Source organism: Methylobacterium brachiatum (assembly GCF_020523825.1).
Classification (GTDB): domain Bacteria; phylum Pseudomonadota; class Alphaproteobacteria; order Rhizobiales; family Beijerinckiaceae; genus Methylobacterium; species Methylobacterium brachiatum.
The window spans coordinates 366,310-392,415 of the sequence record NZ_JAJALK010000002.1; the positions used below are offsets into that span (position 1 = coordinate 366,310).

Sequence of the window (26,106 nt, forward strand, 5' to 3'; positions counted from 1 at the left end):
CTCCCGGCGATCCGCGCGCATGCGGGATCGAAGCCTGTCGTCGCGACGGAGGCTGAGGCCGGCGACCGCGATCCGGGGATCGGCGGCCTCGCGGTGACGTTTCCTCGCGTCTTGTTCGTTGCAGCCGACATTGGCCCGGGGCGGCCCGCGCGACAAACGCGAATCCTGCACCCGCAGGTGAATGGGATTCACCTGCCCTCGGGTCTCAGGCCAGCTCGGCGTCCAGCTCGATCGCGAGTTCCCGGGCGAGCCAGCGGGCGAAGACCCGCAGCGGCGCCCGGCGGCGGGCATCGGCCGGGCAGACGAAATGGTGGCCGGTGTAGCTGATATCCTCCGCCCGCCCGGCCAAAGGCGCGACCAAGCGGCCAGCGGCGATCTCCCGCTCGGCGAGCCGGGTGGATTCGAGGGCGACGCCCAGCCCATCGGCCGCCGCCGCCAGGGCCAGGAAGCTCCGGTCGAAGCGGATCGCGGCGGTGGGCGGCGCGGTCAGCCGGTTGCGCTCGAACCAATGGGTCCAGCGCACCTGCTTGTTGTCGCTCTGGATCAGGGTCTGCGCGAACAGGTCGGCGGGGCCGGTGATCCGGGCGGCGCGTTCGGGATCGCAGAGCGGCGTCACGGTCTCGAGCCCGAGCGGCATGCGCACCAGCCCCTCGCCCCGGGGCGGGCCGTAGACGATGTCGGCATCGAACTCGTCGGTGATGAACCGGGCGTAGTCCATGCCGGCGGCGAGCCGCACCTCGAAGCCCGGATGCTCGCTGAGGAAGCGCGCCAGACGCGGCGCGAGCCATTGCGCGGCGAAGCTCGGGGCGCAGTGCAGCCGCAGCAATTGCGGCCCGCGATTCGCCACGAGGTCGAAGCCGCGGTTCAATTCGGCGAAGGCCCGGCCGACATGGTCGCACAGGGCCTCGCCGGCCGGGGTCGGGGTGATGCCCTGGCCAGTCCGCTCGAACAGGGCGACGCCGAGGGTCTCCTCCAGCTTGCGCACGGCGTGGCTGACCGCGCTCGGCGACAGGTTCAGCTCGCCGGCCGCCGCCTTGAACGAGCGTCGCCGCGCGGCGGCCTCGAAGATCCGCACGGCGGACAGGGGAACGGGCGAACGCATCCGCGGCAGGATGAGCCCGCGCTCAGGGTGCTGGCAATGGCCGCGGGGCGGATCCCGGCCGGCGGAACGGCCTCACGCCGCCAGGGCCGCGCTTCCGTCCCGGCCGTGGGCCTGATCCATGATCTCGCCCATCCGCTCGCCGACGGCGATCGCGATACGCTCGGAGGCGGCGCCCTCGGAGCCCTGCTGGCAGATCCGGGTGAGGACGTCGGTGACGCGCTGTTCCATGACGGCCAGGATGGCCGCGGCGGCCGCGGGCTGGGCGCCGCGGAGCACGGCCGCGAGGTCGCAATAGGCGTCCTGCAGGAGCCGCAGCGTCAGGCGCTCGACAGCCTGCTCGTCTTCCGCCTTCAAGGCACCCATGCCACGCCTCCCTCAGGTCGCTCGCGGCAACTTGGGCAGGACCCGTTAACGGCGCGTAAACCGAACGCGACTGGAGAGGCGATCCGCTAACCATGCCGGGCCGCGGCGGCCCGGGATCAGCAGCCGGAGCAGATGCCGCTCGCCGCATTGCGCCCGCCCTTGAGCAGGCGGTCCATCATCGCCTCGCGGTCGTAGGTCCGGGGCGCGGCCCCCGCCGGCGCCGGCTGCCCCGCCGCCGCGAGAGCCGGCGGCTTCAGGAGATCCCCGGGGTGCAACGCCTCCCAGGTCATGCGGCTGCGCCGGGACGAGTCGAGGACCGCGTTCGGGTTCAGTCCGCGCGGCTCGAAAACCGCGACCGGGACCGTCAGGGTGCCGGGGATGACGATGCGGGGCAGGGCGGCCGGCGCCTCGACCGGAGCCTCCGGAACCGTCGCCGCCGGCACCGCGGCACCGGATGAAACCGTGCGCGGCAAGGCACTGTAGGCCGTCGGGACATTCGGCAGACGCGCGCACGCCCCCGTCACGAGCACTAAGCCGAGAGCCGCCATCCGCCTTACACCGTTCATGAGCACCCTGATGCCAGACTCGGCCCTAATCGTCGGCCGCGATCCGTGAAATTAACCATATATCCGGCCGTTTGTCGAGGCTGAGCGCCGGAAACGACCGGGAAACAACCCAACAATACTTCAGGAGATTGCAAAATAGCGCGATCATCTCGAGGAGATCAGCCCCGGCCGCCCAAAGCATCGCGGGCACCGCCGTTCCGATGGCGCGCCCCCGACGTGCGTATTGAATACCGACGGCCCAAGAAAACGGTTTGCTCGGCCGCACCGACACGGCAACAGGAAGCTTGGCGGCTTTTGGCGACCGCCGAGATGGGTCATGACGCGCGTTGCACACTCTTGGATGGCGGCGCTTTCTGCATTCGCCATCGCGTTGCCGAGCATCAGCGCGGCCTTGCCCGCGAGCCGGAGCGCGGACCATGCCGGTGCGGGCATCGATCGCGCCGGGCTCATCGCGGAGAGACAGCAGCAGCGCTGGCAGCAGCTTTCGCTCTCCATCTGCACGGGCTGCATCACGGCGGCCAACCGCGTCGCCCCGGTCAGCTACGACAAGCCGAGCCTGGCCGAGCTGGCGCGGCCGAATCCGCGCGTGACGATGGCCGCGCGCCGCCCGCGGGCGAAGGTCCGGCTCGCCCAGCTGCGCAAGCGCTACGCCCGGCTCCAGCGGCACGACCGCCGCAGGGTCGCCGCGCGGGCGCGTCCGGTCCGGCTGGCGAAACGCCTGCCCCCGCGGAAGCTCGCGCATCTCCAGACGGCGCCGGTGGCATGGCCGGTCGGGTCGATCCCCGTCGCGTACCGGCTGCCCGAGCGTCCGGTCGAGCGCCCGTGGGTGCCGCAGGACGACAACCGCTGGCACGCGACGATCCTGCCGGCCTCGTCGCTGCGCCCGCGGCGATCCTGACGCGTTCCGAGACGGCACCGCATCGGACGCCGGGACCGGGCCCAATACGCCGCACCGCAGGCGCGGCGGGCGGTTGAACCGCGCCGCCCGCGTCACGTTGTGCCGGCGGAGTCCCCCATGATCGTCATCCGCCTCCTCGTTGCCGGCTTGGCCGTCGCGCTCAGCCTCGGCGCCGCGCGGGCGGTCGATCGCGATCCGACCGGCGGCATCGCCCCTCCCGCCGCGGTCGAGCCGGTCCAGGATGCCGCCATCGTCGGAGACACCGCGCGGAACCTCGCGGTCACGCTGCCGGAGCAGAGCGTGACCACCACGGCGGCGCCGAAACCGCTGCCGCCGCTGAAGCCCCTGCCGAAATGGGATCCGCGCGTCTGCATCGGCTGCTGAGCCGCCGTCATCGCGGCAGGAACCGGCGCACGGCCCGTCCCGACAGGGCTGCCCCGATGCATCAGGTCGCTGGTTGTCGGCGGAACTTGGCAGCGCCCGGGCGCGTCGGCTCCGTGAACCCCCACACGCTTCAGAGCCTGACCATGCGCATCCTTCTCCTCGCCGGCCTCTGCCTGTCGCCGCTCGTCTCGACCCCGGTCCTGGCCCAGGTCCAGCAGAACAACCCGAACGCCGCGAACCAATCCATGGAGTACAACAGCCAGATGCGCTCGCTGCGGCAGGAGCAGACGACGCAGGGCAACACGCTCCAGATGAACATCGAGCGGAACCAGGCCGCGACGCCCAGCCCCAATACCGGACCGAACGCGATCGCCCCGATCGGCGGCGGCACCGGCGTGGGCGTCGGCCGCTGACCCGACCGGTCGAAGAACCGCAGGTTCACCGCCCGGGCCAGCCGGGGCGGTGAACCCGTGATCGCATGGCGTCCGCGGATGTCGCGCCGCCGATAACCGTCACGCCGCCGCGGAGAGGGCGGGGCGGGTCTCGATCGCCTTGCGCACGATCGCCTCGACCGCTTCCCGCCGCGCCCCGGACAGGGGCTTGCGCGGCGCCCGCACGTGCTCGGTCGAGTTGATGGCGAGGGCTTCGGCGAGCTTGATGTTCTGGACCAGGTAGGTCGAGACATCGAGGTCGAGGAGCGGCCGGAACCAGCGGTAGATCGCCAGCGCCTCCTTGAGGCGGCCGGCCTGCATCAGGCGGTAGATCGCGACCGTCTCGGCCGGGAAGGCGCAGACGAGGCCGGCGACCCAGCCGCAGGCGCCGACCGCGAGGGCTTCGAGAGCGAGGTTGTCGACGCCGGTGAGCACGGCATAGCGGTCGCCCAGCCGGTTGATGATCTCGGTGGTCCGGCGGATGTCGTCGGAGGATTCCTTGATGGCGACAAAGCGCGGATCCGCGGCCAGTTCCTCCATGATCTCCGGGGTGACATCGACCCGGTAGGCGACGCGGTTGGAATAGATCATCACCGGCAGGTCGCCCGCGGCCGCGACGGCCCGCAGGGTCTCGACCGTCTCGGCCGGGTCGGTGTGATAGATCGGGCTCGGCACCACCATGAGGCCGCTGGCCCCGGCCTTGGCCGCCTTGGCGGCGAGCTCACAGGCCTCACGGGTCCCCGCCTCGGAGACGGTCAGCAGGGTCGGCTTGCCCTTGGTGACCGACTGGGCCCGCTGGAGCACCGCGATGCGCTCGTCGTGGGACAGCATCGGCCCCTCACCCAGCGAGCCGCACACGATGATGCCGTCGCAGCCCGCCTCCATCTGGACGCTGAAGCAGCGCTCCATCTCGGCGTGGTCGAGGCTGCCGTCGGGCTTGAACTTGGTCGTGACGGCCGGGATGACACCTGTCCACATGGTCGAAGATCCTTCTGCATCAAGGGGTTGAACAGCACCGCGCCTGGGCCGCGCGGCCATGGCTTCGCCCACGCCTCGCGCGGCGCGGCGGCGAACTCGGACTGCCCGTCGGGGCAGGGGTGCGGCTCAGGCCGCCTCGGCAGCCGGCGCGCGCTCGCGGGTGGCGGTCAGGACCGGGCGCCTCTTGCCCCGCTCGGCCCGGCGCCGGCGCAGGTGCAGGAACTCGCCGACGACGCCGCGCCGGAAGAACGAGACGCAGACGATGAAGATCAGGCCGATCACCACGGTGACGAGGTCGCCGATGGTCGCGAGGTAATTCTGCAGCCCGACCACCAGCCCGGCCCCGAGCAGCGGCCCGAAGATCGTGCCGACGCCCCCGAGCAGGGTCATCAGCACCACCTCGGTCGAGGTGTGGAGCGAGACGTCGTTGAGGGAGACGAGCTGGAACACCAAAGCCTTCATCGCCCCGGCATAGCCGGCCACCGCCGCCGAGATCACGAAGGCCAGGAGCTTGAACCGGTCGGTGTCGTAGCCGAGCGAGGTCGCCCGGGCCTCGTTGTCCCGCACGGCCTGCAGGATCTGGCCGAAGGGCGAGTGGACGACGCGGTCGACGAACAGGAACCCCGCCGCGAACAGCGCCAGCGTCACGTAGTACATCGCCGTGTCGGAGGAGAGGTCGAGCCCGAACAGGCTGCCGCGCGGGATGCCCTGGAGCCCGTCCTCGCCGCCGGTCCAGTGGAACTGCACCGCCAGGAAGTAGACGATCTGCGAGAGCGCCAGGGTGATCATCGCGAAGTAGATGCCCCGCCGCCGGATCGCGAGGCCGCCGATGGCGAAGCCGACGAGCGCCGCCGCGGCGACGCCCGCCACGAAGGCCGCCGGCATCCCCAGCGGGTGGTTGCCGAACCGGATCATCAGGGCGCCGGTGACGTAGCCGGCGCTGCCCAGGAAGGCGGCGTGCGCGAAGGAGACGAGCCCGGTAAAGCCCAGGAGCAGGTTGAAGGCGCAGGCGAACAGCCCGTAGCACATCACCTTCATCACGAAGACCGGGTAGATCAGCCCCGGCACGAACGGCACGACCAGGGCGAGCCCGACCAGGACGAGAAAGATCTTGACGGTGTTCGACATCGGCTCCCCTCAGGCTTCGCGGCCGAACAGGCCGGCCGGGCGCACCAGCAGGGCCAGCGCCATGATGACGAACACCACCACGGTGGAGGCCTCGGGGTAGACCACCTTGGTCAGCCCCTCGATCAGCCCGAGGGCGAGGCCGGTCATCATCGCGCCGAGGATCGAGCCGAGCCCGCCGATCACCACCACGGCGAAGACGATGTTGAGCAGGTTGCCGCCCATCAGCGGCGTCACCTGCATGATCGGGGCGGCCAGCACCCCGGCGATGCCGGCGAGCGCCACGCCGAACCCGTAGGTGAGGGTGATCATCACCGGCACGTTGATGCCGAAGGCCTGGAGCAGGCGCGGGTTCTCGGTGCCGGCGCGCAGATAGGCGCCGAGCTTGGTCCGCTCGAACAGGTACCAGGTGCCGAAGCAGATCAGCAGCGAGGCCACGACCACGAAGACGCGGTATTTCGGCAGCAGCATGAAGCCGACATCGACCGGCCCCTGCAGGATCTCCGGCGGCTCGTAGCCCTGGCCGGAGACGCCGAACGCGTAGCGGAACGCCCCCTCCATCACCAGAGCCACCCCGAAGGTCAGGAGCAGGCCGTAGAGGTGGTCGAGATGGTAGAGCCGGCGCAGCAGCGTGCGCTCGATGACCATGCCGAACAGGGCGACGCAGAGCGGCGCCAGCACCAGCGCGACCCAGAAATTGATCTGGAAGTCGGGATAGCCGAGCCAGGGCCCGATCTGGGTCAGCCCGATCCAGGCCAGGAAGGCGGCCATCATGAACTGCGCCCCGTGGGTGAAGTTGATGATGTTGAGCAGCCCGAAGATGATCGCGAGCCCCATGCTCAGCAGGGCGTAGAAGCAGCCGCCGATCAGGCCGATGGTGAGCTGGGCCAGGAAGGCCTGGAGGGTGATGTCCATCGCGGGGTCACCGGCGGGTTGGAGGGGTCGGACGGTCTTTTCGGGGCTGCGCCACAAGGGCTACGGCTCCACAGGGTCGAGGCACCGTCGCTCTTGCAGGGCTCGACGTGCCCCCTCTCCTGAGCGGGAGAGGGTTGGGGTGAGGGGCCAAGCCTGTCCGGAGAGGTCGCATCCCTCACCCGGCTCTCTGCGAGAGCAGACCTCTCCCGCACGGGAGAGGGGACGCCCCATCCCGAAGGCCGGTGCGCGCCCTTGCGCGGCAGCGTTTCACCCCTTGGCGTTGAGCGGGCAGGCATCGGACGGCTTCGGGAACACCTCGTCGCCGCTCAGGACCGCCCGGACATTGTAGAAGTCCCAGTCGCGCTTGGATTCCGACGGCTTCTTCACCTGCAGGAGCAGCATGTCGTGGACGAGGGCGCCGTCGGCGCGCAGCCTGCCGTTGCGGATCACCGCGTCGTCGATGGTCATGGTGCGGAGCTTGGCCATCACGGCGCCGGCCTCGTCGGTGCCCGCCGCCTGGATCGCCTTGAGGTAGCTCAGCACCGCCGAGTAGACCGCCGCCTGGGACGCGCTCGGCATGCGCTTCATCTTGGCGAAGTATTTCTCCGCGAAGGCGCGCGAGCGGTCGTCGTAATCCCAGTAGAAGGCTTCCGTGAGGTACATGTCCTGGGCCTTGGCCAGCCCGAGGCTCTTCACGTCGGTGATGTAGGTCAGCAGCGGGGCGATCACCTGCTTGTCGCTGCGCCCGATGCCGTACTCGGCGGCCTGCTTGACGGCGTTGACCGTGTCGCTGCCGGCATTGGCGAGCGCGATCACCTGCGCGCCGCTCCCCTGGGCCTTCAGCATGAAGGAGGAGAAGTCGCCGCCCGGGAAGGGGTGGCGCGAGACGCCCAGAACCTTGCCGCCCTCGGCCTCCACCACCGCGGAGGCGTCCTTCTCCAGGGAATGGCCGAATGTGTAATCGGCGGTCACGAAGTACCAGGTCTTGCGGCCGGTCTTCAGCAGCGCCTTGGCGGTGCCGGCCGCGAGCGCGTAGGTGTTGACCATCCACTGCGCGTTGAGCGGCGAGCACTTCTCGTTGATCGCCGCCATGGCGACCCCGGCCGAGAGCATCGTCACCCGGTTCTTCTGCTTGGCGATCTCCATCACGGCGAGCGCCGTCGAGGAGGTCGGGAAGTCGGCGATCATGTCGACCTTGCCCTGGTCGAACCATTCCCGGGCGAGGTTGGCGGCGATGTCGGGCTTGTTCTGGTGGTCGGCCGCGATGAGCTCGACCGGGGCGTTCAGCACCTTGCCGCCCATCTCGTCGATGGCGATCTGCGCCGCCACGGCCGAGCCGCGCCCGGTGAAATCGGAATAGATCCCCGACAGGTCGTTGAGGATGCCGATCTTGACGACGCCGTCGCTGACCGCCTCGGCGGCAAGCGCCGGCAGGGCGGCCGACGCGAGCGACGCGCCGAGCACGCAACCGATGAACCGTGACCGCATGTTCCCGCCTCCTGTTCGTCCCGCCAATTCTTCCCCGCCGGGGGTTTGACTGTGCATCGTCTTGGTCCGAAAGCCCGCAGCCACCTTTCGGGACGATGCTCTAGACGCCGAGCAGGCGCCCGACCTCGGCCTCCCTGGCCGCCACCTCGCCCGCCGGGATCTCGGCCGCGACGCGGCCGTTCTCGATCACGTAATGGCGGTCGGCGAGGTGGCGGGCGAAGTGGAAGTTCTGCTCCACCAGCACGATGGTGAAGCCGCGGCTCTTGAGCAGGGCCACCGCCCGCCCGAGCGCCTCGACGATGACCGGGGCCAGCCCCTCGGTGATCTCGTCGAGCAGCAGGATGCGGGCGCCCGTGGTCAGGATGCGGCCGAGCGCCAGCATCTGCTGCTCGCCCCCCGAGAGCCGGCCGCCGCCGCTCTCGGCCCGCTCGGCGAGGTTCGGGAACATCGCCAGCACCTCGGCCACCGACATCCCGTCGGGCCCGAGGCGGGGCAGGAGGGTGAGGTTCTCCTGCGTCGTGAGCGAGCGGTAGATGCCGCGCTCCTCCGGGCAGTAGCCGAGGCCGAGCCGGGCGATCCGGTGCGTGCTGAGCCGGATCGTCTCCTGCCCGCGCACCCGCACCGAGCCGGCGCGGCGGTCGGTCAGGCCGAGGATCGCCTTGAGGGTGGTGCTGCGCCCGGCGCCGTTGCGCCCGAGCAGGGTCACGCACTCGCCCTCGCGCACGGTGAGGTCGATCCCGTGCAGGACGTGGCTCTCGTCGTACCAGGCTTCGAGCCCGCTTATCTCCAGGGCGGCGGCGGATCCGGGCACGTCCATCTCAGGCATGCCCGCCCCCGAGATAGGCCGCCTTCACCCCGGGATCGGCGGAGACCTCGTCGTAGCGGCCCTGGGCCAGGATCTCGCCGCGCTGGAGCACGGTGATCGCGTCGCAGAGGTCGGCTACCACCGACATGTTGTGCTCGACCATCAGGATGGTGCGGCCCACGGCGATCCGCCGGATCAGGCGCTTGATCCGGTCGACATCGTCGATGGCCATGCCCTGGGTCGGCTCGTCGAGGAGCAGCAGGGGCGGATCCAGCGCCAGCGTCGTGGCGATCTCCAGGGTGCGCTTGCGCCCGTAGGACAGGTCGGCGGCATTCGCCTCGGCGTAGTCGGCGAGCCCCACATCGGACAGGAGCGCCATGGCCTCGTCGTCCAGCACCGACAGCGACCGGATCGAGCGCCAGAACGCGTATTGCGTCCCGAGGCGCCGCTGCAGCGCGACCCGGACATTGTCGCGCACGCTCATGTGCGGGAAGGTCGCCGAGATCTGGAACGAGCGCACGATCCCCCGCCGGGCGATCGCCGCCGCGCTGTCGTGGGTGATGTCGGCGCCCTCGTAGAGGATGCGCCCGCCGGTCGGCGTGTGGACCTTCGTCAGCAGGTTGAAGAACGTGGTCTTGCCGGCGCCGTTCGGGCCGATGAGCGCGTGAATTGCATGGCGCCGGACTGCGAAGTCGACGTTGCGCACGGCCGTGAAGCCTCCGAACGCCTTGGTCAGCCCCTCTGTCACCAATGCATGCTCGGCCACGGCGCCCTCACCGGTTCATGTTTGTAGATTGTATAAAATCTGCAGGCACGTCAAGGCCCTCGTTTCGAGGCGTCTGAAGGGTGTCGCTCACCCGGCATGAGCCTGCCGATAGATCGCCACGAGCGAGACGGCGGCGTGCGCGATATGGGCCTGCAAGAGTGCGGCCGCCTCGTTGATTCGGCCGACCTCGCAGAGTGCCACGATCTGCGTGTGCTCGTGGTCGGCGCGCGCGGTATCCCCCGAGGCCGAGAGCTGCAGCCGGGTCGGGCGATCGCAATCCTGGAGCAGGCTAGAGACGATGCTCAAGGAGCGGGGGCGGTCGGCGTAGCGCAGGAGATCCAGGTGGAAGCTCCGGTTCAGCTCGCCCCATCGCTCGACCTGGCCGGCCTCGAGCGCCGCGCCGTACTCATCGGTCAGGCTGCGCAGCCGCCGGTAATCCGCCGCCGCGAATCGGCGGGCGGAGAGCGCCAGCAGCGGCGGCTCGAGCTGCTCGCGCAGGCGGAAGATGTCTTCGACCTCCTCCACGGACAGGCCGGTGACCACGGCCCCGCGATGCGGGACGATCTTGACGAGGCCCTGGGCCTCCAGCTGCAGCAGCGCCTCCCGGACCGGGATGCGGCTGATGCCGAACTCCTCCGCAAGCGCATCCTGGCGCAGCTGGATCCCGGGCGCGAACTCGCCGTTCAGGATGCGCTGACGGAGCGATTCGGTGACGGCCGCCGAGACCGTCTTGTGACGCAGGCGATCGGGGGCGGGCGGCGGAGCAGCCGAAGCGGACATGGGCACCTCAGAAGGATGGTAGATTTTATCCAGAAACCCGGCGCCGGGACAAACCCTGGTGTCCGCGAGGCCTACGACCGGGCGCCTCCGGACCAGGCGGATCGCCTCGTCGGGGGGACCGGCCGCCATCGCTGGGGTGGTCGGGCGCGCATGCCCGGTTCAACCGCCACCGCCGCCGGCCCGGCCATCACGCGCGCTGACCAGGCTCGCTCGAAGCCGTGCCGCCTTCGATCCCGTCGAGGAGGCTCTTCAGCAGATTTATCTCCCGCTCTCGACACGCCAAAGTCGCAGGCCTCATGGGACGGACGCACCCTTCAGGGGAGGGCGTGCTCGCGTTGCGCGATGCAGCCGTGCAGCACCATCCTGGTGTGAAGATCGACGATCTCGGCTTTGGATAGTCTTCCCTCGGGCTTGTACCACGTACACACCCCGGTCAGCATCGCGAGGATGCTGTAGGCGGTGATCCGCGTGTCGTGGATGTCGAACTCGCCCGTGGCGACGCCGGCATCGAGCACCGCCATCAGCTTCCCCTCATAGGCGCGCCGCATGGCCACGATCGTCGCGTAATGCGGCGCATCCAGGGAGCGCAGCTCGAAATTGGCGATGAAGACGTCCTGCTTCTTTTCGAGGTGGTAGACGATGTGATGGCGGACGAAGGTGCGAAGGCGGTCGGTGGCCGTGTCCGGCGCCGCCGCGAGGGCCGCATCGGTCTGCGCCAGCAGAGCCTCCATGTGCTCGCGGATGAGATCGAACAGGAGATCCTGTTTGGTGCGGATGTGGTTGTAGAGCGACGACGCCTGTATCCCCACCTCGGATGCCAGGTCGCGCAGGCTCATCGCGCCGAAGCCGTGGCGATAGATGAGCTTCAACCCGGCACGCCGGATCGCCGCGGCGGTGCGCAGCCCCTTGGGTCCAGCGATGCGACTCATCAAACCCTTTCCGGCAAACCGCCCGCCACCCGGCTCGGGCCGTATAGAGGCCGGGAAGACCAGTCAAACAAAACGAACGGCCGATCGTTTGTAAACCCTTGCCGAAGGGCAAAAACTAACGTACGTACGTTTGCAACGAGGGCACGCAGCCGGCCCCGCGGGAGGACGCTCATGCTGAACGGCCTGAAGGGCTTCGATTTCGGCCTCGGCGAGACGGCCGACGCCCTGCGCGCCGAGGTCGCCCGGTTCGCATCCGTCGAGATCGCACCGCGGGCCGCCGAGATCGACCGGTGCAACGACTTCCCCGCCGATCTCTGGCGCAAGTTCGGGGATCTCGGCGTGCTCGGGGTCACCGTTGGCGAGGAATATGGCGGCGCCGGCATGGGCTACCTCGATCACGTGGTGATCATGGAGGAGATCAGCCGAGCCTCGGCCTCCGTGGGCCTCTCCTACGGCGCGCACTCGAACCTGTGCGTCAACCAGATCCACCGCAACGGCACCGAAGACCAGAAGCGCCGATACCTGCCGAAGCTCGTCTCGGGCGCGCATGTCGGCGCCCTGGCTATGTCGGAGCCGGGCTCGGGCTCGGACGTGGTGTCCATGCGCCTGCGCGCGGACAAGCGCGGTGACCGCTACGTCCTCAACGGCACCAAGATGTGGATCACCAATGGTCCCGACGCGGATGTCCTCGTCGTCTACGCCAAGACGGATGCCGAAGCAGGGCCGCGCGGGATCACCGCCTTCCTGATCGAGAAGACGTTTCCGGGCTTCTCCACCGCCCAGAAGCTCGACAAGCTCGGCATGCGCGGCTCCAATACCTGCGAGCTGGTATTTCAGAACTGCGAAGTCCCGGAGGAGAACGTGCTCGGGCAGGTCGGGCGCGGCGTCAACGTGCTGATGAGCGGGCTCGACTACGAGCGGGCCGTGCTCGCGGCCGGCCCCCTCGGCATCATGCAGGCCTGCCTGGATGTCGTGCTGCCGTACATCCACGAGCGCAAGCAGTTCGGCCAGCCCATCGGCACGTTCCAGCTGATGCAGGGCAAGATCGCCGACATGTACACGACCGCCAATGCGGCGCGGGCCTATGTCTACGCCGTCGCGAAAGCCTGCGACCGGGGCCAGACGACCCGCAAGGACGCGGCCGGAGCGATCCTCTTCGCCGCCGAGAAGGCGACCTGGATGGCGCTCGAGGCGATCCAGGCGCTCGGCGGCAACGGCTACATCAACGATTACCCGACGGGACGGCTGCTGCGCGACGCCAAGCTCTACGAGATCGGCGCCGGCACCAGCGAGATCCGCCGCATGCTGATCGGTCGCGAGCTGTTCAACGAGACCGCCTGACCGAACCCCGGGCTTCGACGTCCCGCGCCGTTCCGGCTCGACCGTCGAAGGTCAGGGTTTCAAACGGTGATCGACCGTTCGCGGGTGCGGGGCGGTGCCCCGCGGGAGCGCGCACCTCTGAGGTGTAAGGGACATGCCGACGCTGGACACCACGCTGGATCTCCGCTCCGCCGAGGCCCGGACCAACGACGCCCACATGCGCGGGCTGGTGGCGGATCTCCGCGCGACCGCGGCGCGGGTCCGCCTCGGCGGCGGGCAGACGGCGCGCGAGCGGCACCTGTCGCGCGGCAAGCTGCTGCCGCGGGATCGCATCGCGGCCCTGATCGACCCCTTCTCGCCGTTCCTCGAAGTCGGCCAGCTCGCCGCGCACGACCTGTACGGGGGCGAGATTCCCGCGGCCGGGATCATCACCGGGATCGGCCGGGTCAGCGGGTGCGAGTGCATGATCGTCGCCAACGACGCCACCGTGAAGGGCGGGACCTATTTTCCGCTGACGGTGCAGAAGCACCTGCGCGCGCAGGAGATCGCGCAGCAGAACCGGCTGCCCTGCCTCTACCTGGTCGATAGCGGCGGCGCCAACCTGCCCAACCAGGACGAGGTCTTCCCCGGCCGCGACCATTTCGGACGGATCTTCTTCAACCAGGCCACCATGTCGGCCGAGGGGATCGCGCAGATCGCCGTGGTGATGGGCTCCTGCACCGCCGGCGGCGCCTACGTGCCGGCGATGTGCGACGAGTCGATCATCGTGCGCAATCAGGGCACGATCTTCCTCGCCGGACCGCCCCTGGTGAAGGCCGCCACCGGCGAGGTGGTCAGCGCCGAGGATCTCGGCGGCGCGGACGTCCACAGCCGAACCTCGGGGGTCACCGACCATTACGCCGAGACCGACGCGCATGCGCTCGGCATCGCCCGGAGCATCGTCGCGAGCCTGAATACCGTGAAGCGGCCCTCGATGGCGCTGCGCAAGCCCGTGCCGCCGCGCTACGCCGCGGAGGAGCTCTACGCGGTCGTGCCGTCGAACCTGCGCACGCCCTACGACGTGCGCGAGGTCATCGCCCGGCTGGTGGACGACAGCGCGTTCGACGAGTTCAAGCGGCTCTACGGCCAGACCCTGGTCTGCGGCTTCGCGCATGTCTGGGGCTACCCGGTGGGCATCGTGGCCAATAACGGCATCCTGTTCTCGGAGAGCGCGCAGAAGGGCGCGCACTTCATCCAGCTCTGCGCGCAGCGCGGCATCCCCCTGGTGTTCCTCCAGAACATCACCGGCTTCATGGTGGGCAAGCGGTACGAGGCCGGCGGCATCGCCAAGGACGGCGCCAAGATGGTCACCGCCGTCGCCACGGCCGCGGTGCCGAAGTTCACGATCATCATCGGCGGCAGCTTCGGGGCCGGCAATTACGGCATGTGCGGCCGCGCCTACGCGCCGCGCTTCCTGTGGATGTGGCCGAACGCCCGCATCGGCGTGATGGGCGGCGAGCAGGCGGCCGCGGTCCTGGCCACGGTGCGGCGGGACGGCATCGAGGGCCGCGGCGAGAGCTGGTCGCAAGAGGACGAGGAGGCCTTCAAGGCGCCGATCCGCGACCAGTACGAGCGGCAGGGCCACCCGTATTATTCGAGCGCCCGGCTCTGGGACGACGGCGTGATCGATCCAGCCGACACGCGGCGCGTGCTGGCGCTGGGCCTCTCCGCCAGCCTGAACGCGCCGATCGCCCAGACCCGCTTCGGCCTGTTCCGGATGTGAGCGCGACGATGACCGAGACCATCCTGGAGACGGTGGATGCACGCGGCGTCGCCACCCTGACCCTCAATCGCCCGGATCGGCACAACGCCTTCGACGACGCCCTGATCGCGGATCTCACCGCGGCCCTGCGCCGCCTGGGCGACGAGCCCGGGATCCGGGCCGTGGTCCTGGCGAGCCGCGGCCGCAGCTTCTCCGCCGGGGCCGACCTCGACTGGATGCGCCGGATCGCCCGCCAGTCTCCCGACGCCAACCGCGCCGACGCGGCCGGGCTCGCGCGCCTGATGCACACGCTGGACCGGCTGCCCAAGCCGACCCTGGCCCTGGTGCAGGGCGCGGCCTACGGGGGCGGCGTCGGCCTGGTCGCGTGCTGCGACGTGGCGATCGCCTCAGAGCGGGCGAGCTTCTGCCTCAGCGAGGTGAAGCTCGGCCTGACCCCGGCGACCATCAGCCCCTACGTGGTGAACGCCATCGGCCCGCGCTGGGCCCGCCGCCTGTTCCAGACCGCCGAACTCGTCCCGGCCGCGCGGGCGCGGGAGATCGGTCTCGTGCACGAGGTGGTCGCCGAGGAGGAGCTGACGGCGGCGGGCGCGGCCGTGCTCCAGGCCGCCCTGCAGGGTGCGCCCGGGGCTCAGGCGGACGCCAAGGATCTCGTCTTCCTCTGCGAGGGCCGGCCGATCGACGCCGATCTCATGGGCGAGACCGGGCGGCGCATCGCGCTGCGCCGCGCCTCGGCCGAAGGGCAGGAGGGTATCGCGGCCTTTCTCGAGAAGCGCCCGCCGGCCTGGCGGCAGGCTTGAGGAGCCGCACGATGTTCCGCAAGATCCTCGTCGCCAACCGGGGGGAGATCGCCTGCCGGGTGATCGACACCGCCCGGCGGCTCGGCATCGCCACGGTGGCCGTCTATTCCGAGGCGGATGCCGGGGCCCGGCACACGCGGCTCGCCGACGAGGCCTGGCCGATCGGTCCGGCCCCGGCACGCCAGAGCTATCTGGTGGCCGACACCATCCTCGACGCTGCCCGGCGCTCCGGTGCGGAGGCGATCCATCCCGGCTACGGCTTCCTGTCCGAGAGCGCCGCGTTCGCGCAAGCCTGCGCCGAGGCCGGCCTCGTCTTCATCGGGCCGCCCCCGGCCGCGATCCGGGCCATGGGTTCCAAGGCCGAATCCAAGGCCCTGATGGAGCGGGCCGGCGTGCCGCTGGTGCCCGGTTACCACGGCGAAGCGCAGGACATCCCGGTGCTGCGGGAGGCTGCGGCGCGGATCGGCTACCCGGTGCTGATCAAGGCCTCGGCCGGCGGCGGCGGCAAGGGCATGCGCATCGTCGCGTCGGCGGACGACATCGCGGCCGCGATCGAGGGGGCCAAGCGCGAGGCGGCGGCCTCCTTCGGCGACGACCGGGTGCTGATCGAGAAGTACCTCACCCGCCCCCGGCATATCGAGATCCAGGTCTTCGCCGACACCCAGGGCCGGACCGTCTCGCTGTTCGAGCGCGACTGCTCGATCCAGCGGCGGCACCAGAAGGTCCTGGAAGAGGCGCCAGCCCCGGGCATGGACCCGCTGCGCCGCAAGCAGATGGGCGAGGCCGCCGTCGCCGCGGCCCGGGCTGTCGGGTACGTCGGCGCCGGAACGGTGGAGTTCATCGCGGAAGGCGACGCCTTCTACTTCATGGAGATGAACACCCGCCTGCAGGTCGAGCATCCCGTCACCGAGATGGTCACGGGGCTGGATCTGGTCGAGTGGCAGCTGCGCGTGGCGGCGGGCGAGCCGCTGCCCCTCGGAGAGGATCGCCTCGCCCTGCGCGGCCACGCCATCGAGGCGCGCATCTACGCCGAGGACCCGGACCGGGATTTCCTGCCCGCCGTCGGCACGCTCGTCCATCTGCGCCAGCCGCAGGACGTGCCCGGCCGGGTGCGAGTGGATACCGGGATCGTGCAGGGCGACCAGATCACCGCGCATTACGATCCGATGATCGCCAAGCTGATCGTCTGGGGCGAGGATCGCCCGGCCGCTCTCCGGCGCTTGGGCGCGGCCCTGGCCGAATACGCGGTGGTCGGCGTCACGACCAATCTCGGCCTGCTGCGAGCGATCGCCGGCCACGACGCCTTCGCGGCCGGGGAGCTGGATACCGGCTTCATCGCGCGCCACGCGCCCGACCTCCTCGGGGGAGCTTCGGCCGCCCCGGATTCCGACGGTTCGGAGACCGCCGCTCTGGCGGCCGCGGCCCTGTCGGTGGTGCGCGACCGGGCGGCGGAGAATGCCGGGCAGGCACAGGCCACCGGTGATCCGTGGTCCCCCTGGGCGGTGGTTGATGCCTGGCGGATGAACGGGGAGGCCGCTCAGGACCTGCGCTTCCGCCAGGATGACGCGCCCGCGATCACCCTGCGCGTCCATCCGCTGGCCGACGGGTCTTACCGTCTCGCCTGGCCGGGCCGCTCCGTGCAGGCGGCGTTGACGGCCGACGCGGCGGGGCCGCTTCTGGCGATCGACGGCGTGTCGCGGCGGTTGCGGGTGGTCTGGCACGGCGCGGAATGCACGGTGATCCTGGCGGGGCAGAACCACACTCTCGTCCTTGAGGATCCGCTGGCGCCACCCCGGACCGAAGCGGCCGGCAGCGATCGCGTGACGGCTCCGGTTCCGGGCCGCGTGACCCACGTGCTGGTGCGGCCGGGCGATGTCGTGGAGAAGAACGCGCCGCTGGTGATCGTCGAGGCGATGAAGATGGAGATCACCCTGCGGGCACCGCAGCGGGGCACCGTCGCGCAGGTTCGTCACGCCGTGGACGACATGGTCGAGGAGGGAACGGAGCTCGTCACCTTCGCGGCCGGGGAGCCGGGGCCGTGACCTATCCGGAGCGCGTGCGCATCGTCGAAGTCGGCCCGCGGGACGGGCTGCAGAACGAGCCGACCACCATACCCACGGCTGCCAAGGTCGCGCTGATCGAGGCGCTGGCCGATGCCGGCCTGACCAGCATCGAGGCCGGAAGCTTCGTGTCGCCCCGATGGGTGCCGCAGATGGCCGACACCGCGGCGGTGCTGGCGCAGCTTCGGCCCCGGCCGGGACTCCGCTACCCCGTGCTGGTGCCCAATCTCCAGGGCCTGGAGCGCGCGCGCGCCTGCGGGGTCCGTGAGGTCGCCGTCTTCGCCGCCGCCTCGGAGAGCTTTTCCCGCCGCAACATCAATTGCTCGATCGCGGAGAGCCTCGAGCGCTTCGCCCCGGTCGTCGAGACGGCGCGGGCCGCCGGCCTCCGGGTCCGCGGCTACGTCTCCTGCGTGCTGGGCTGCCCGTACGAGGGGGCGGTCGCGGCGGCGGCCGTCACGCAGGTCGCCGAGGCTCTTCTGGGCCTGGGCTGCTACGAGATCTCGCTCGGCGACACGATCGGCACCGGGACCCCGCTGGCCGCGCGGCGGCTGGTGGAGGGCGTCGCGGCGGCCGTGCCGCTGGAACGGATCGCCCTGCATTTCCACGACACCTACGGCCAGGCGCTGGCGAACCTCCTCGCCTGCCTCGATCTGGGCGTGTCCGTGATCGACAGCGCGGTGGCGGGCCTCGGCGGCTGTCCCTATGCGCGGGGCGCCACCGGCAACGTCGCCACGGAAGACGTCGCCTACATGCTCCGCGGCATGGGGATCGAGACCGGCATTGACTTGGAAGCCCTGGTCGATGCGGGGCTCTCGATCACCCGTCACCTGAACCGGGAGCCGGCGTCGAAGGCCGCGCGCGCCATCCTGTCCCGGCGGCAGGCCGCGGCCTGATCGAGCGGCCGAACCGTGATGGCGCCCCGGCGCGCCCCGGATCATGATGCGGACCCGCCGAATCGGATCCCGTCGAGGCAAGCAGACCAAGAAACGACGCAGCGCATACGGTCGTGACCGCGCAAGACGGCACGACCCGCGAAATGGGGAGGATGGAATGACCGACCAGGTGTTGAGTTATGTCCATGGCGCGGCCGATGCGCCGCTGCTCGGCCAGACGATCGGCCAGGCCCTCGCGCGTGCGGCCGCGGACTGGGCGGACCAGCCGGCCCTGATCGCGCCCGCCCAGGGCATCCGATGGACCTGGCGGGAGCTGAGCGATCGCGCCGATGCCTTCGCGGCAGGCCTGCTCGCCCTCGGCCTGCAACCCGGCGATCGGATCGGCATCTGGTCGCTCAACCGCGCCGAGTGGACACTCACCCAATTCGCCGCCGCGCGGGCGGGCCTGATCCTGGTCACGATCAATCCGGCCTATCGCCTGTCCGAGCTGGAATTCGCGCTCAACAAGGTCGGCTGCGCAGCCCTGGTGACGGCGACCGCGTTCAAGACCAGCGACTATCTGGGCATGATCGGCAGCCTCGCCCCCGAGCTCGCCGCCTCGGTTCCGGGCCGGCTCGCCGCCGCCCGCCTGCCGCAGCTGCGCAGCGTCATCCAGATCGGCGGGCCGCCGGCTCCGGGGACGATCGCCTTCGAGGAGGTGGCGGCCCTGGGCGGCGCGGGCGAACGCGCGCGGCTGCGCGGGCTCGCCGACCAGCTCCAGTTCGACGACGCGGTGAACATCCAGTTCACCAGCGGCACCACCGGCTCGCCCAAGGGCGTGACGCTGACGCACCACAACATCCTCAACAACGGCTTCTTCATCGGCCGCGCCCTGCGGCTCGGCGCGGCGGACCGGATCTGCATCCCGGTGCCGCTGTATCACTGCTTCGGGATGGTCATCGGAAACCTGGCGGCGCTCACCCATGGCAGCGCCATGGTCTATCCGGGGGAGGGGTTCGACCCGCACGCGACCCTCGAAACCGTGCAGGCCGAAGGCTGCACCGCGCTCTACGGCGTGCCGACCATGTTCATCGCCGAGCTCGACCACCCGGATTTCGCACGCTTCGATCTCGGCACGTTGCGCACCGGCGTGATGGCGGGCGCACCGTGCCCGATCCAGGTCATGCGGCGGGTGGTGGAGCGCATGCACATGCGCGAGATCACCATCGCGTACGGCATGACCGAGACGAGCCCGGTCAGCTTCCAGAGCGCCGTCGACGACCCGCTGGAGCGGCGCGTCGCGACGGTGGGCCGGGTCCACCCCCATCTGGAGGTGAAGATCGTGAACGCGGAGGGGCGCGTCGTGCCCCGCGGCGAACCCGGCGAGCTGTGCACCCGCGGCTATTCGGTCATGCTCGGCTACTGGGACGACCCGGCGAAGTCCGACGAGGTCATCGACGCCGCGGGCTGGATGCACACCGGCGATCTCGCCACCCTGGACGCCGACGGCTATTGCAACATCGTCGGCCGCCTCAAGGATATGGTCATTCGGGGCGGCGAGAACCTCTATCCCCGCGAGATCGAGGAATATCTCTACCGCCATCCGAAGATCCAGGATGTCCAGGTCTTCGGGGTTTCCGATCCGAAATACGGCGAGGAGCTCTGCGCCTGGATCAGGGTGCGCGACGGAGAGACGGTGTCGGAGGACGAGGTGCGCGCCTTCTGCCGGGGACAGATCGCGCACCAGAAAATCCCGCGCTACATCTACTTCGTGGAATCTTTCCCCATGACCGTCACGGGCAAGGTCCAGAAGTTCCGGATGCGCCACATCGTCGAGGACCAGCTCGGCCTCGCGCGCGACAGCACGGCCGGATGATGCGCTGCCGCGGCGTCGATGGCACGCCCCGACCGGCCATCGCGCGACGGGCGACGTGGTCGCACCTGTAAGCCCGGATGGGCACAGACATTCATCCGCCGGGCGCGGCGGCGCTCCCGTGCCGTGCCGATCGAGCCGCACAGAGCCGCACCCGAGCCGTTGCGCTTGCGGCGCGGTTGGGTTAGGAAATCGGCGCGGCTAGCACCCGTAGCTCAGCTGGATAGAGCGTTGCCCTCCGAAGGCAAAGGTCACACGTTCGAATCGTGTCGGGTGCGCCAATCTTTCTTGGGCGCCACATAAGTTTCGACTGGCGCCATTCAGGTGCAACTACGCGCCAGGAAAGATTCTACAAGTAAAACCCTGTGGCGCAAGACTTTTTCTCCTCCGCTGGCGATCAGGCGAGCCGTGAGTTGACCAAGCCGCCTGATACGCTCGCATTGGGGTAACGGGTGTGACGTCACCAGGGATGGTGCCGGATATTCGCGGTCACGTCTCGGGCCCAGACCTAAGAGGCGCATTTCGCAAGCCTAAGACGCGCTCTCCTGCCGACCGCCGGTCTTGGTTTGCGCGTGTCATCTGCACCGATGACGGAAATCGACCTCTGGCAAGCTCGTATTTTCGGAGATTGACCGGGCAGGAACCACATCCACGCTCTCTCAAGGATAGAGACGGATAGGTCCGCGCCCCCGACGCGTGCCGGGGCGGATCTCCCGTCCCTGGCGGGATCGGATCTGGCCGATCAAAGAAACGCAGCGCCGGTGGACCGACCTGTCGCGTACCTTCACAACCGATTGTGATGCCCGTATGCCTCTAGTGACTAGAGCATCAGAGGGATCGTATGCGGTCATTCGCCATCGGCGTGCTGTCGGATCGGACGGGGGTCAAGGTCCCGACCATCCGGTTCTATGAATCCATCGGATTGCTGCCTGCGCCGGAACGCACGCAAACTAACCGTCGGACTTACGACGACGAGACGGTCAGGCGCCTGCGCTTCATCCGGCACGCGCGAGAGCTCGGGTTTGAAGTGGAGGCCATTCGGACGCTGCTCGATCTCGCCGCCCACCCCGAGCGGCCCTGCGCGGAGGCCGATGTCGTCGCGAGGCGTCACCTCGCCGACATCGACGACCGGATCGCCCGGCTGACGGGTCTCAGGGCAGAGGTCCAGGCGATGCTCGACCAGTGCACCGGTGGCCAAGTCCGCGAATGCAGGGTCATCGAGGTGCTGGCCGATCACGGACAGTGCCTGAGCGAACAGCACTGATCACGCCGGAGCCAGGCCCTTGCTTCTCTAGCCGCTAGAGAAGTTATGCCTCGCCGATCTTCTCGCGTGGTCCTCCCGGCCGCCGCGAGCCGAACCGGGATCGCCGATGACGGAACACCACGACCACGCGGAGCATGGTCACGCCCATGATCATACCGGCCATTCCCATGGCCACGCCGGACACGTCCACGCGCCGGCAAGCTTCGGCAAGGCCTTCGCCATCGGGATCGCCCTGAACGTTGGGTTCGTGCTCTTGGAGGCGGCTTTCGGCGTCCTGGGGAACTCCGTGGCGCTCCTGGCGGATGCGGGCCACAACCTCTCCGACGTGCTGGGTCTCGTCGTGGCCTGGGTCGCCACCGTTCTGGCCAAGCGGGCCCCGACTTCACGCTACACATACGGGATGAAAGGATCCTCGATCCTCGCCTCCCTGTTCAACGCCGTGTTCCTCCTCGTCGCCGTGGGCGCCATCGGTTGGGAGGCCATCCAGCGCTTCGGCGAACCGGCCCCGGTGGCCGGCAAGACCGTGATGGTCGTGGCCGCCGTCGGCATCCTTGTGAACGGCATCACCGCCTGGCTGTTCGCTGCCGGGGCCAAGGGCGACATCAACATCCGCGGGGCGTTCCTGCACATGGCCGCGGACGCCGCCGTCTCCGCGGGCGTGGTGCTCGCCGGTTTGGTGATCCTCTACACCGGCTTGACCTGGCTCGATCCGGTCGTGAGCCTTGGCATCGTAGGGGTCATCGTCTGGAGCACGTGGGGCCTCCTGCGCGACAGCCTCGCGATGTCGCTGGCCGCCGTTCCCCCGGGCATCGACCCGGCGGCAGTGCGCCACCACCTCGAAGGCCTTCCGGGCGTCACGGCCCTGCACGACCTCCACATCTGGCCGATGAGCACCACCGAGGTCTGTCTCACCGCCCATTTGGTCGTGCCCGGAGGATATCCCGACGACGCGATCCTGATGGAGGCCGCCCGCTCGATGCGGGAGCGCTTCGGGATCGGCCACACCACCCTGCAGGTCGAGATCGAAGGGGCAAACGCCTGCGCGCTGGCCCCCGACACCGTGGTCTGAGCATGCAAGCCTGGATCTACACGCTGATCCCCGCAGCGGCGGCCATCGCAGGCGCCGCCGTGGCGGTGAACCTGCGCCCCGGGCCCATCCTCGTCAGCGCCATCCAGCATTTCGCCGCCGGCGTCGTCTTCGCCGCGGCCGCAGGCGAGATCCTGCCCGACCTCAAGCATGCCGGGTCGATCTGGGCGACCCTGTTCGGCGGCAGCTTCGGGGTCGCCGCGATGCTCGGCCTGCGCAGCCTCGAAAGGCGGGTGTCGGGCCCGGTCGGGCTCTTGTCCGTCACCGGCATCGACATCCTCGTGGACGGCCTCGTCCTCGGCATCGCCTTCGCGGCGGGCGCCAAGGCGGGCATCCTGCTCACCGTCGCACTGACCATCGAGGTGCTGTTCCTCGGCCTCACCGTCGCGAGCGAACTCGGCGCGGGCGGCGCCTCGAAGCGGTGGGTGGTGGGCCTCACGGCCGTCCTCGTCCTGCTACTGCCGCTGGGGGCGCTCCTCGGCGGTCCCGTCGGCTCGCTGCCGCCCGCCTTCCAGGGTGGCTTCCTCGCGTTCGGCCTGATCGCGCTACTCTACCTCGTGACGGAGGAACTGCTCGTCGAGGCACACGAGACCGAGGACCGGCCCTGGGTCACGGCGATGTTCTTCGCCGGGTTCCTGCTTCTGCTGCTCCTCGACGAGGCAGTCTCTTGAACAGGCGCTCCCCGAAACGCCGGCGTCGTCCGCCCCGGCGAAACCCCGCTCAGTCGTCGTGGTGATGATGGTGGTGACGGCCCCGCTCCTCGAAGAACGGCCGGTCCTCGTAGCGGCGGGGGTGGTGGTGCCGGACGACGACGTCCTCGTGGTCGCCATGCCGGTAGACATCGACGTGGTCGTGCGGCCGCCGCTGGCCGTAACCGCCCTCATAGTATTGCGCCGACGCCGCCATGGGCGCGAAGGCCAGGGCCACTGCCAATCCGGCGAAGATCGTTCTAATGGGTCGCTCCGAAGCTCGATCAGATGCAGGCATCCTGGTACGAACGGATTGAACGCACCCTGAGACAGACGTTCAGCAAACGGCAACCTTCGCGCATCCCAACAAGCGAAGGGCCGCGGCGCGGGCTTGCCACTCGGCCTCGCGGTCCCCACCGGCATACGAATCAGTGCCGGTGCTCCTCCACCACGGTGCGCTCGTGGACGTCGTGGTGATCGTGGACGACCGGGCGGTCGCGGTGATGCTCCTCGACGGTCGAATGGGTATGCTCGACCTCGTCGTGATGACGGTCTCCGTGGACCGCGACACCGCCGGGACCGACGTCCACGTGCTGGGCGAACGCCCCGAGTGGGCTGAGCACGAGGGCAGCCGAGGCGGCCAGGGCGGCAATCGTGAGTTTCATCCGCATCTCCTTCGGTTCGGATCGATCTCGGAATGTATATCCCCGCGAAACCGTTCCGGAATGATTCCCGTCCATGCCCGGGCCGAACATTCGAGAGAGAGCAATTAAATTGTGCTGTGCGGATCGAGGATGGTCCCGTCGTATATGCGCGAGTTGCTGAGGAGCATCGTGCGATCACGCGTTTTGACCAACGGGAGCCGTCGATGAACTTGGCAGGTCATGGCGTTCATCGTGAGTTCAAGTCGCAGGCGGCACCACTTGTGTCGACGGGCCGGAATCGCGGATAAGGGCGACGATGGACTTCGGTGGATGGCATAGGCGCCGGCAAGCGGCGCGTGACGGGTGGGCGCTGGCCGTCCGCACGCTCATGCTCGTCCTGACGTTCGCGTTCGCCGCCCCGTCCGCGGGGTTCGCCGAGGACCTGGCCTTCCATGCCGGCGGTCACCATCGGGCCACGGAACTGACCGTGTTCGAGGCCTCCGCCGCGCCGTCGTCAGCCGACCCTGGCCTCGCGTGCCACGCCCATTGCGGCTGCCATCAGCTTGCCTACCTCGATGGCGCCCCCCTCGCGCCCGCACCGGACCGCCCGCGGCCGTCCTACGCACGGACGGCGGAGGCTCCCGTCGCCATCGCGCCCGGCCGTCCGGCACGACCGCCCCGCACTTGAGGTGACGCCGCGCGCATCCGCGCGCGGATCTTTAGTCCGGCCGCCCCACGGGCTCCGGACCCGTCCCTTCTTGAATGCAGCGGAACGACCGCGGCGGCATGCATGCCCGCCCGGCGTCCCGGTCGAGTGGTTCCCATGCGCATCCTCGTTCTCGCGGTCGTCCTGGCCGTCGGCATAGCCGTCGGCGCGACCGTGCCCGCCGTCTCGGGCTTCGTCCGCAACACCCTGTCGGCCGCGGGGGTGCCGCCGACCCTATTCGCGTTCACCGGCGGGACGGGTGCCGCGGCGCCGGCGACCGAGCCCGACCATGCCGAGGGCGACGGCCACGACCATGCCATGCCCAAAGCCAAGCCCGCGACCAAGCCCGCCGCGAAAGTCATGGACGGACATGCCCAAGGCGAGCACGCGCATTCCGAGGCTGAGGGCGAGGAAGGCCACGTCAGGATGACGGCGGAGCAGGTCGAGACGCAGGGCATCCAGGTCGCCAAGGCCGACGGCGGCACGCTGGCGCGCCATCTCCTCGTCCCCGGCACCATCACGCCGGATACCGACCGGATCGCCCGCGTCCCGGCCCGGGTGGTCGGGACCGTCGCGGAGATGCGCAAGCGCCTCGGCGACGCCGTGCAGAAGGACGAGATCGTGGCCGTGCTCGACAGCCGCGAGGTCGCCGACGCCAAGAGCGACTACCTGACCGCCCAGGTCCAGGCCGAGCTCCAGAAGATCAACTTCGAGCGTCAGCAGAAGCTGCTCGCCTCCCAGGCCGCGTCCGAGGCCGCGTTCCAGAACGCCCGCGCGACCTTCCTGGAGAACCAACTGCGCGTCGACCTCGCCCGCCAGAAGCTGTCGGCGCTCGGGCTGAACGCCGCCGAGGTCCAGGCGGCGCAGAAGCGCGACGAGGCCACGCCGAACCAGTCGAGCCTGCGCCGCTACGAACTGCGCTCGCCGTTCGCAGGCCGCGTCGTCGAGCGCAAGGTCGACGTCGGGACCACTGTCGGCAGTCAGGGCGACCCGGCCGACCTCTACACGGTGGCCGACCTCGGGACGGTCTGGATCGAGCTCTCGGTTCCGACCTCCGATCTCGCCAAGGTCAGGGAGGGCGCCATCGTCACCGTCACGCCGAGCCAGGGAGGTGAGGAGCGGCACGAGCGCGGCAAGGTGATCTTCGTCAGCCCGTTGCTCAACGCCGACACCCGTGCCGCCCGGGTCGTGGTCGCCCTCCCGAACAAGGACATGGCGTGGCGGCCCGGTACCTACGTCACCGCCGAGGTCGAGATCGCGACCGAGCAGGTCCCCGTCCGAGTGGCCAAGGCGGCGTTGCAGACCATCGAGGGCAAGCGCGTCGTCTTCGTGCGCACCGAGGAAGGCTTCGAGAAGCGCGAGGTCGAGCTCGGGCGCTCCGACGACGATTCCTTCGAGGTCAAGGCGGGGCTCAAGCCCGGCGAGGAGATCGCGGTGGCCAACACCTTCCTGCTCAAGGCCGAGCTCGGCAAGGCCGAAGCCGACCACGACCACTGAGGGGC

The 26,106-nt window shown here is 69.7% G+C and carries 26 protein-coding genes and 1 tRNA gene; 14 read left to right on the forward strand and 13 right to left on the reverse strand.

Annotation, left to right across the window (positions count from 1 at the left end; all coding sequences use genetic code 11):
* Positions 1-205: 205 nt before the first annotated feature.
* The 3 genes from LGR69_RS05425 to LGR69_RS05435 form a co-directional block, all read right to left on the reverse strand.
* Positions 206-1,102, reverse strand: a complete 897-nt coding sequence (locus LGR69_RS05425; RefSeq protein WP_230365405.1) for a LysR substrate-binding domain-containing protein — start codon at positions 1,100-1,102, stop codon at positions 206-208.
* A 72-nt stretch (positions 1,103-1,174) separates the two neighbouring features.
* Positions 1,175-1,465, reverse strand: a complete 291-nt coding sequence (locus tag LGR69_RS05430; RefSeq protein ID WP_007558605.1) for a hypothetical protein — start codon at positions 1,463-1,465, stop codon at positions 1,175-1,177.
* 116 nt (positions 1,466-1,581) lie between these two features.
* Entirely contained in the window at positions 1,582-1,908 is a 327-nt protein-coding gene (locus tag LGR69_RS05435) for a hypothetical protein (protein WP_230365406.1), read from the reverse strand.
* A gap of 439 nt (positions 1,909-2,347) precedes the next feature.
* On the opposite strand from LGR69_RS05435, the gene LGR69_RS05440 reads away from it, so the two are divergent.
* The 3 genes from LGR69_RS05440 to LGR69_RS05450 all read left to right on the forward strand — a co-directional run bounded on the left by LGR69_RS05440 (position 2,348) and on the right by LGR69_RS05450 (position 3,726).
* Positions 2,348-2,929: a hypothetical protein gene (locus LGR69_RS05440; protein WP_230365407.1), complete on the forward strand. Its 582-nt coding sequence runs from the start codon at positions 2,348-2,350 to the stop codon at positions 2,927-2,929.
* Positions 2,930-3,046: 117 nt separating this feature from the next.
* The gene (locus tag LGR69_RS05445; protein WP_230365408.1) at positions 3,047-3,313 is read left to right on the forward strand and encodes a hypothetical protein; all 267 of its coding nucleotides are present in this window, start codon (positions 3,047-3,049) and stop codon (positions 3,311-3,313) included.
* A 143-nt stretch (positions 3,314-3,456) separates the two neighbouring features.
* Positions 3,457-3,726: a hypothetical protein gene (locus LGR69_RS05450; protein ID WP_039902018.1), complete on the forward strand. Its 270-nt coding sequence runs from the start codon at positions 3,457-3,459 to the stop codon at positions 3,724-3,726.
* Positions 3,727-3,825: 99 nt separating this feature from the next.
* On the opposite strand, the gene LGR69_RS05455 is transcribed toward LGR69_RS05450, so the two are convergent.
* From LGR69_RS05455 to LGR69_RS05490, 8 genes are all read right to left on the reverse strand, one after another.
* Positions 3,826-4,722 carry a dihydrodipicolinate synthase family protein gene (locus LGR69_RS05455; RefSeq protein ID WP_230365409.1) on the reverse strand — a complete coding sequence of 299 codons (897 nt, stop codon included), beginning with the start codon at positions 4,720-4,722 and terminating at the stop codon, positions 3,826-3,828.
* A gap of 126 nt (positions 4,723-4,848) precedes the next feature.
* Positions 4,849-5,850, reverse strand: coding sequence for a branched-chain amino acid ABC transporter permease (locus LGR69_RS05460; protein ID WP_230365410.1), 1,002 nt, complete (start codon positions 5,848-5,850; stop codon positions 4,849-4,851).
* A 9-nt stretch (positions 5,851-5,859) separates the two neighbouring features.
* Complete coding sequence (locus tag LGR69_RS05465; protein WP_007558590.1) at positions 5,860-6,762, reverse strand: branched-chain amino acid ABC transporter permease; 903 nt, start codon at positions 6,760-6,762, stop codon at positions 5,860-5,862.
* Between the two features lie 267 nt (positions 6,763-7,029).
* Positions 7,030-8,250 (reverse strand): ABC transporter substrate-binding protein, encoded by a 1,221-nt coding sequence (locus LGR69_RS05470; RefSeq protein ID WP_122160157.1) that lies wholly within the window; start codon positions 8,248-8,250, stop codon positions 7,030-7,032.
* A gap of 100 nt (positions 8,251-8,350) precedes the next feature.
* Positions 8,351-9,076 (reverse strand): ABC transporter ATP-binding protein, encoded by a 726-nt coding sequence (locus tag LGR69_RS05475; RefSeq protein ID WP_230365411.1) that lies wholly within the window; start codon positions 9,074-9,076, stop codon positions 8,351-8,353.
* A complete protein-coding gene (locus LGR69_RS05480; protein WP_007565917.1) occupies positions 9,069-9,821 on the reverse strand; it encodes an ABC transporter ATP-binding protein in 753 nt (250 codons plus the stop codon). The genes LGR69_RS05475 and LGR69_RS05480 overlap by 8 nt, the downstream gene beginning before the upstream one ends.
* An 87-nt stretch (positions 9,822-9,908) precedes the next feature.
* A complete protein-coding gene (locus LGR69_RS05485; protein ID WP_007565915.1) occupies positions 9,909-10,601 on the reverse strand; it encodes a GntR family transcriptional regulator in 693 nt (230 codons plus the stop codon).
* Positions 10,602-10,915: 314 nt separating this feature from the next.
* Positions 10,916-11,530, reverse strand: coding sequence for a TetR/AcrR family transcriptional regulator (locus tag LGR69_RS05490; protein WP_230365412.1), 615 nt, complete (start codon positions 11,528-11,530; stop codon positions 10,916-10,918).
* Positions 11,531-11,701: 171 nt separating this feature from the next.
* Here LGR69_RS05490 and LGR69_RS05495 point away from each other — a divergent pair, with 171 nt between their 5' ends.
* From LGR69_RS05495 to LGR69_RS05540, 10 genes are all read left to right on the forward strand, one after another.
* Positions 11,702-12,871, forward strand: a complete 1,170-nt coding sequence (locus LGR69_RS05495) for an isovaleryl-CoA dehydrogenase (RefSeq protein ID WP_230365413.1) — start codon at positions 11,702-11,704, stop codon at positions 12,869-12,871.
* Positions 12,872-13,004: 133 nt separating this feature from the next.
* Positions 13,005-14,612, forward strand: a complete 1,608-nt coding sequence (locus LGR69_RS05500; RefSeq protein ID WP_230365414.1) for a carboxyl transferase domain-containing protein — start codon at positions 13,005-13,007, stop codon at positions 14,610-14,612.
* A gap of 8 nt (positions 14,613-14,620) precedes the next feature.
* Entirely contained in the window at positions 14,621-15,409 is a 789-nt protein-coding gene (locus LGR69_RS05505; protein ID WP_230365415.1) for an enoyl-CoA hydratase/isomerase family protein, read from the forward strand.
* 11 nt (positions 15,410-15,420) lie between these two features.
* Complete coding sequence (locus LGR69_RS05510; RefSeq protein WP_230365416.1) at positions 15,421-17,451, forward strand: acetyl/propionyl/methylcrotonyl-CoA carboxylase subunit alpha; 2,031 nt, start codon at positions 15,421-15,423, stop codon at positions 17,449-17,451.
* A complete protein-coding gene (locus LGR69_RS05515; RefSeq protein WP_230365417.1) occupies positions 17,448-18,362 on the forward strand; it encodes a hydroxymethylglutaryl-CoA lyase in 915 nt (304 codons plus the stop codon). Before LGR69_RS05510 ends, LGR69_RS05515 begins: the two co-directional genes overlap by 4 nt.
* Positions 18,363-18,519: 157 nt before the next feature.
* Entirely contained in the window at positions 18,520-20,217 is a 1,698-nt protein-coding gene (locus LGR69_RS05520) for an AMP-binding protein (RefSeq protein WP_230365418.1), read from the forward strand.
* Between the two features lie 201 nt (positions 20,218-20,418).
* Positions 20,419-20,495: transfer RNA gene (locus tag LGR69_RS05525), tRNA-Arg, on the forward strand.
* Between the two features lie 560 nt (positions 20,496-21,055).
* Positions 21,056-21,478, forward strand: coding sequence for a MerR family transcriptional regulator (locus LGR69_RS05530; protein WP_007557625.1), 423 nt, complete (start codon positions 21,056-21,058; stop codon positions 21,476-21,478).
* A gap of 106 nt (positions 21,479-21,584) precedes the next feature.
* Positions 21,585-22,547 carry a cation diffusion facilitator family transporter gene (locus tag LGR69_RS05535; RefSeq protein ID WP_007557626.1) on the forward strand — a complete coding sequence of 321 codons (963 nt, stop codon included), beginning with the start codon at positions 21,585-21,587 and terminating at the stop codon, positions 22,545-22,547.
* A 2-nt stretch (positions 22,548-22,549) separates the two neighbouring features.
* Entirely contained in the window at positions 22,550-23,236 is a 687-nt protein-coding gene (locus LGR69_RS05540; protein WP_007557627.1) for a ZIP family metal transporter, read from the forward strand.
* Positions 23,237-23,285: 49 nt separating this feature from the next.
* Here LGR69_RS05540 and LGR69_RS05545 read toward each other — a convergent pair whose 3' ends face one another.
* On the reverse strand, positions 23,286-23,492 hold the full coding sequence (locus tag LGR69_RS05545; RefSeq protein ID WP_370881373.1) for a hypothetical protein: 207 nt from the start codon (positions 23,490-23,492) through the stop codon (positions 23,286-23,288).
* Positions 23,493-23,682: 190 nt separating this feature from the next.
* Positions 23,683-23,919, reverse strand: coding sequence for a hypothetical protein (locus tag LGR69_RS05550; protein WP_007557629.1), 237 nt, complete (start codon positions 23,917-23,919; stop codon positions 23,683-23,685).
* Between the two features lie 802 nt (positions 23,920-24,721).
* Here LGR69_RS05550 and LGR69_RS05555 point away from each other — a divergent pair.
* Positions 24,722-26,101, forward strand: a complete 1,380-nt coding sequence (locus LGR69_RS05555) for an efflux RND transporter periplasmic adaptor subunit (RefSeq protein ID WP_007557631.1) — start codon at positions 24,722-24,724, stop codon at positions 26,099-26,101.
* The last annotated feature ends 5 nt before the right edge of the window (positions 26,102-26,106 follow it).

Coding starts and splice junctions, on each gene's coding strand:
- LGR69_RS05510 (WP_230365416.1), top strand. CDS start 15,421: ATGTTCCGCAAGATCCTCGTCGCCAACCGGGGGGAGATCGCCTGCCGG.
- LGR69_RS05495 (WP_230365413.1), top strand. CDS start 11,702: ATGCTGAACGGCCTGAAGGGCTTCGATTTCGGCCTCGGCGAGACGGCC.
- LGR69_RS05500 (WP_230365414.1), top strand. CDS start 13,005: ATGCCGACGCTGGACACCACGCTGGATCTCCGCTCCGCCGAGGCCCGG.
- LGR69_RS05530 (WP_007557625.1), top strand. CDS start 21,056: ATGCGGTCATTCGCCATCGGCGTGCTGTCGGATCGGACGGGGGTCAAG.
- LGR69_RS05490 (WP_230365412.1), bottom strand. CDS start 11,530: ATGAGTCGCATCGCTGGACCCAAGGGGCTGCGCACCGCCGCGGCGATC.
- LGR69_RS05425 (WP_230365405.1), bottom strand. CDS start 1,102: ATGCGTTCGCCCGTTCCCCTGTCCGCCGTGCGGATCTTCGAGGCCGCC.
- LGR69_RS05445 (WP_230365408.1), top strand. CDS start 3,047: ATGATCGTCATCCGCCTCCTCGTTGCCGGCTTGGCCGTCGCGCTCAGC.
- LGR69_RS05475 (WP_230365411.1), bottom strand. CDS start 9,076: ATGCCTGAGATGGACGTGCCCGGATCCGCCGCCGCCCTGGAGATAAGC.
- LGR69_RS05455 (WP_230365409.1), bottom strand. CDS start 4,722: ATGTGGACAGGTGTCATCCCGGCCGTCACGACCAAGTTCAAGCCCGAC.
- LGR69_RS05465 (WP_007558590.1), bottom strand. CDS start 6,762: ATGGACATCACCCTCCAGGCCTTCCTGGCCCAGCTCACCATCGGCCTG.
- LGR69_RS05520 (WP_230365418.1), top strand. CDS start 18,520: ATGACCGACCAGGTGTTGAGTTATGTCCATGGCGCGGCCGATGCGCCG.
- LGR69_RS05460 (WP_230365410.1), bottom strand. CDS start 5,850: ATGTCGAACACCGTCAAGATCTTTCTCGTCCTGGTCGGGCTCGCCCTG.
- LGR69_RS05505 (WP_230365415.1), top strand. CDS start 14,621: ATGACCGAGACCATCCTGGAGACGGTGGATGCACGCGGCGTCGCCACC.
- LGR69_RS05430 (WP_007558605.1), bottom strand. CDS start 1,465: ATGGGTGCCTTGAAGGCGGAAGACGAGCAGGCTGTCGAGCGCCTGACG.
- LGR69_RS05550 (WP_007557629.1), bottom strand. CDS start 23,919: ATGAAACTCACGATTGCCGCCCTGGCCGCCTCGGCTGCCCTCGTGCTC.
- LGR69_RS05535 (WP_007557626.1), top strand. CDS start 21,585: ATGACGGAACACCACGACCACGCGGAGCATGGTCACGCCCATGATCAT.
- LGR69_RS05540 (WP_007557627.1), top strand. CDS start 22,550: ATGCAAGCCTGGATCTACACGCTGATCCCCGCAGCGGCGGCCATCGCA.
- LGR69_RS05470 (WP_122160157.1), bottom strand. CDS start 8,250: ATGCGGTCACGGTTCATCGGTTGCGTGCTCGGCGCGTCGCTCGCGTCG.
- LGR69_RS05440 (WP_230365407.1), top strand. CDS start 2,348: ATGACGCGCGTTGCACACTCTTGGATGGCGGCGCTTTCTGCATTCGCC.
- LGR69_RS05450 (WP_039902018.1), top strand. CDS start 3,457: ATGCGCATCCTTCTCCTCGCCGGCCTCTGCCTGTCGCCGCTCGTCTCG.
- LGR69_RS05485 (WP_007565915.1), bottom strand. CDS start 10,601: ATGTCCGCTTCGGCTGCTCCGCCGCCCGCCCCCGATCGCCTGCGTCAC.
- LGR69_RS05555 (WP_007557631.1), top strand. CDS start 24,722: ATGCGCATCCTCGTTCTCGCGGTCGTCCTGGCCGTCGGCATAGCCGTC.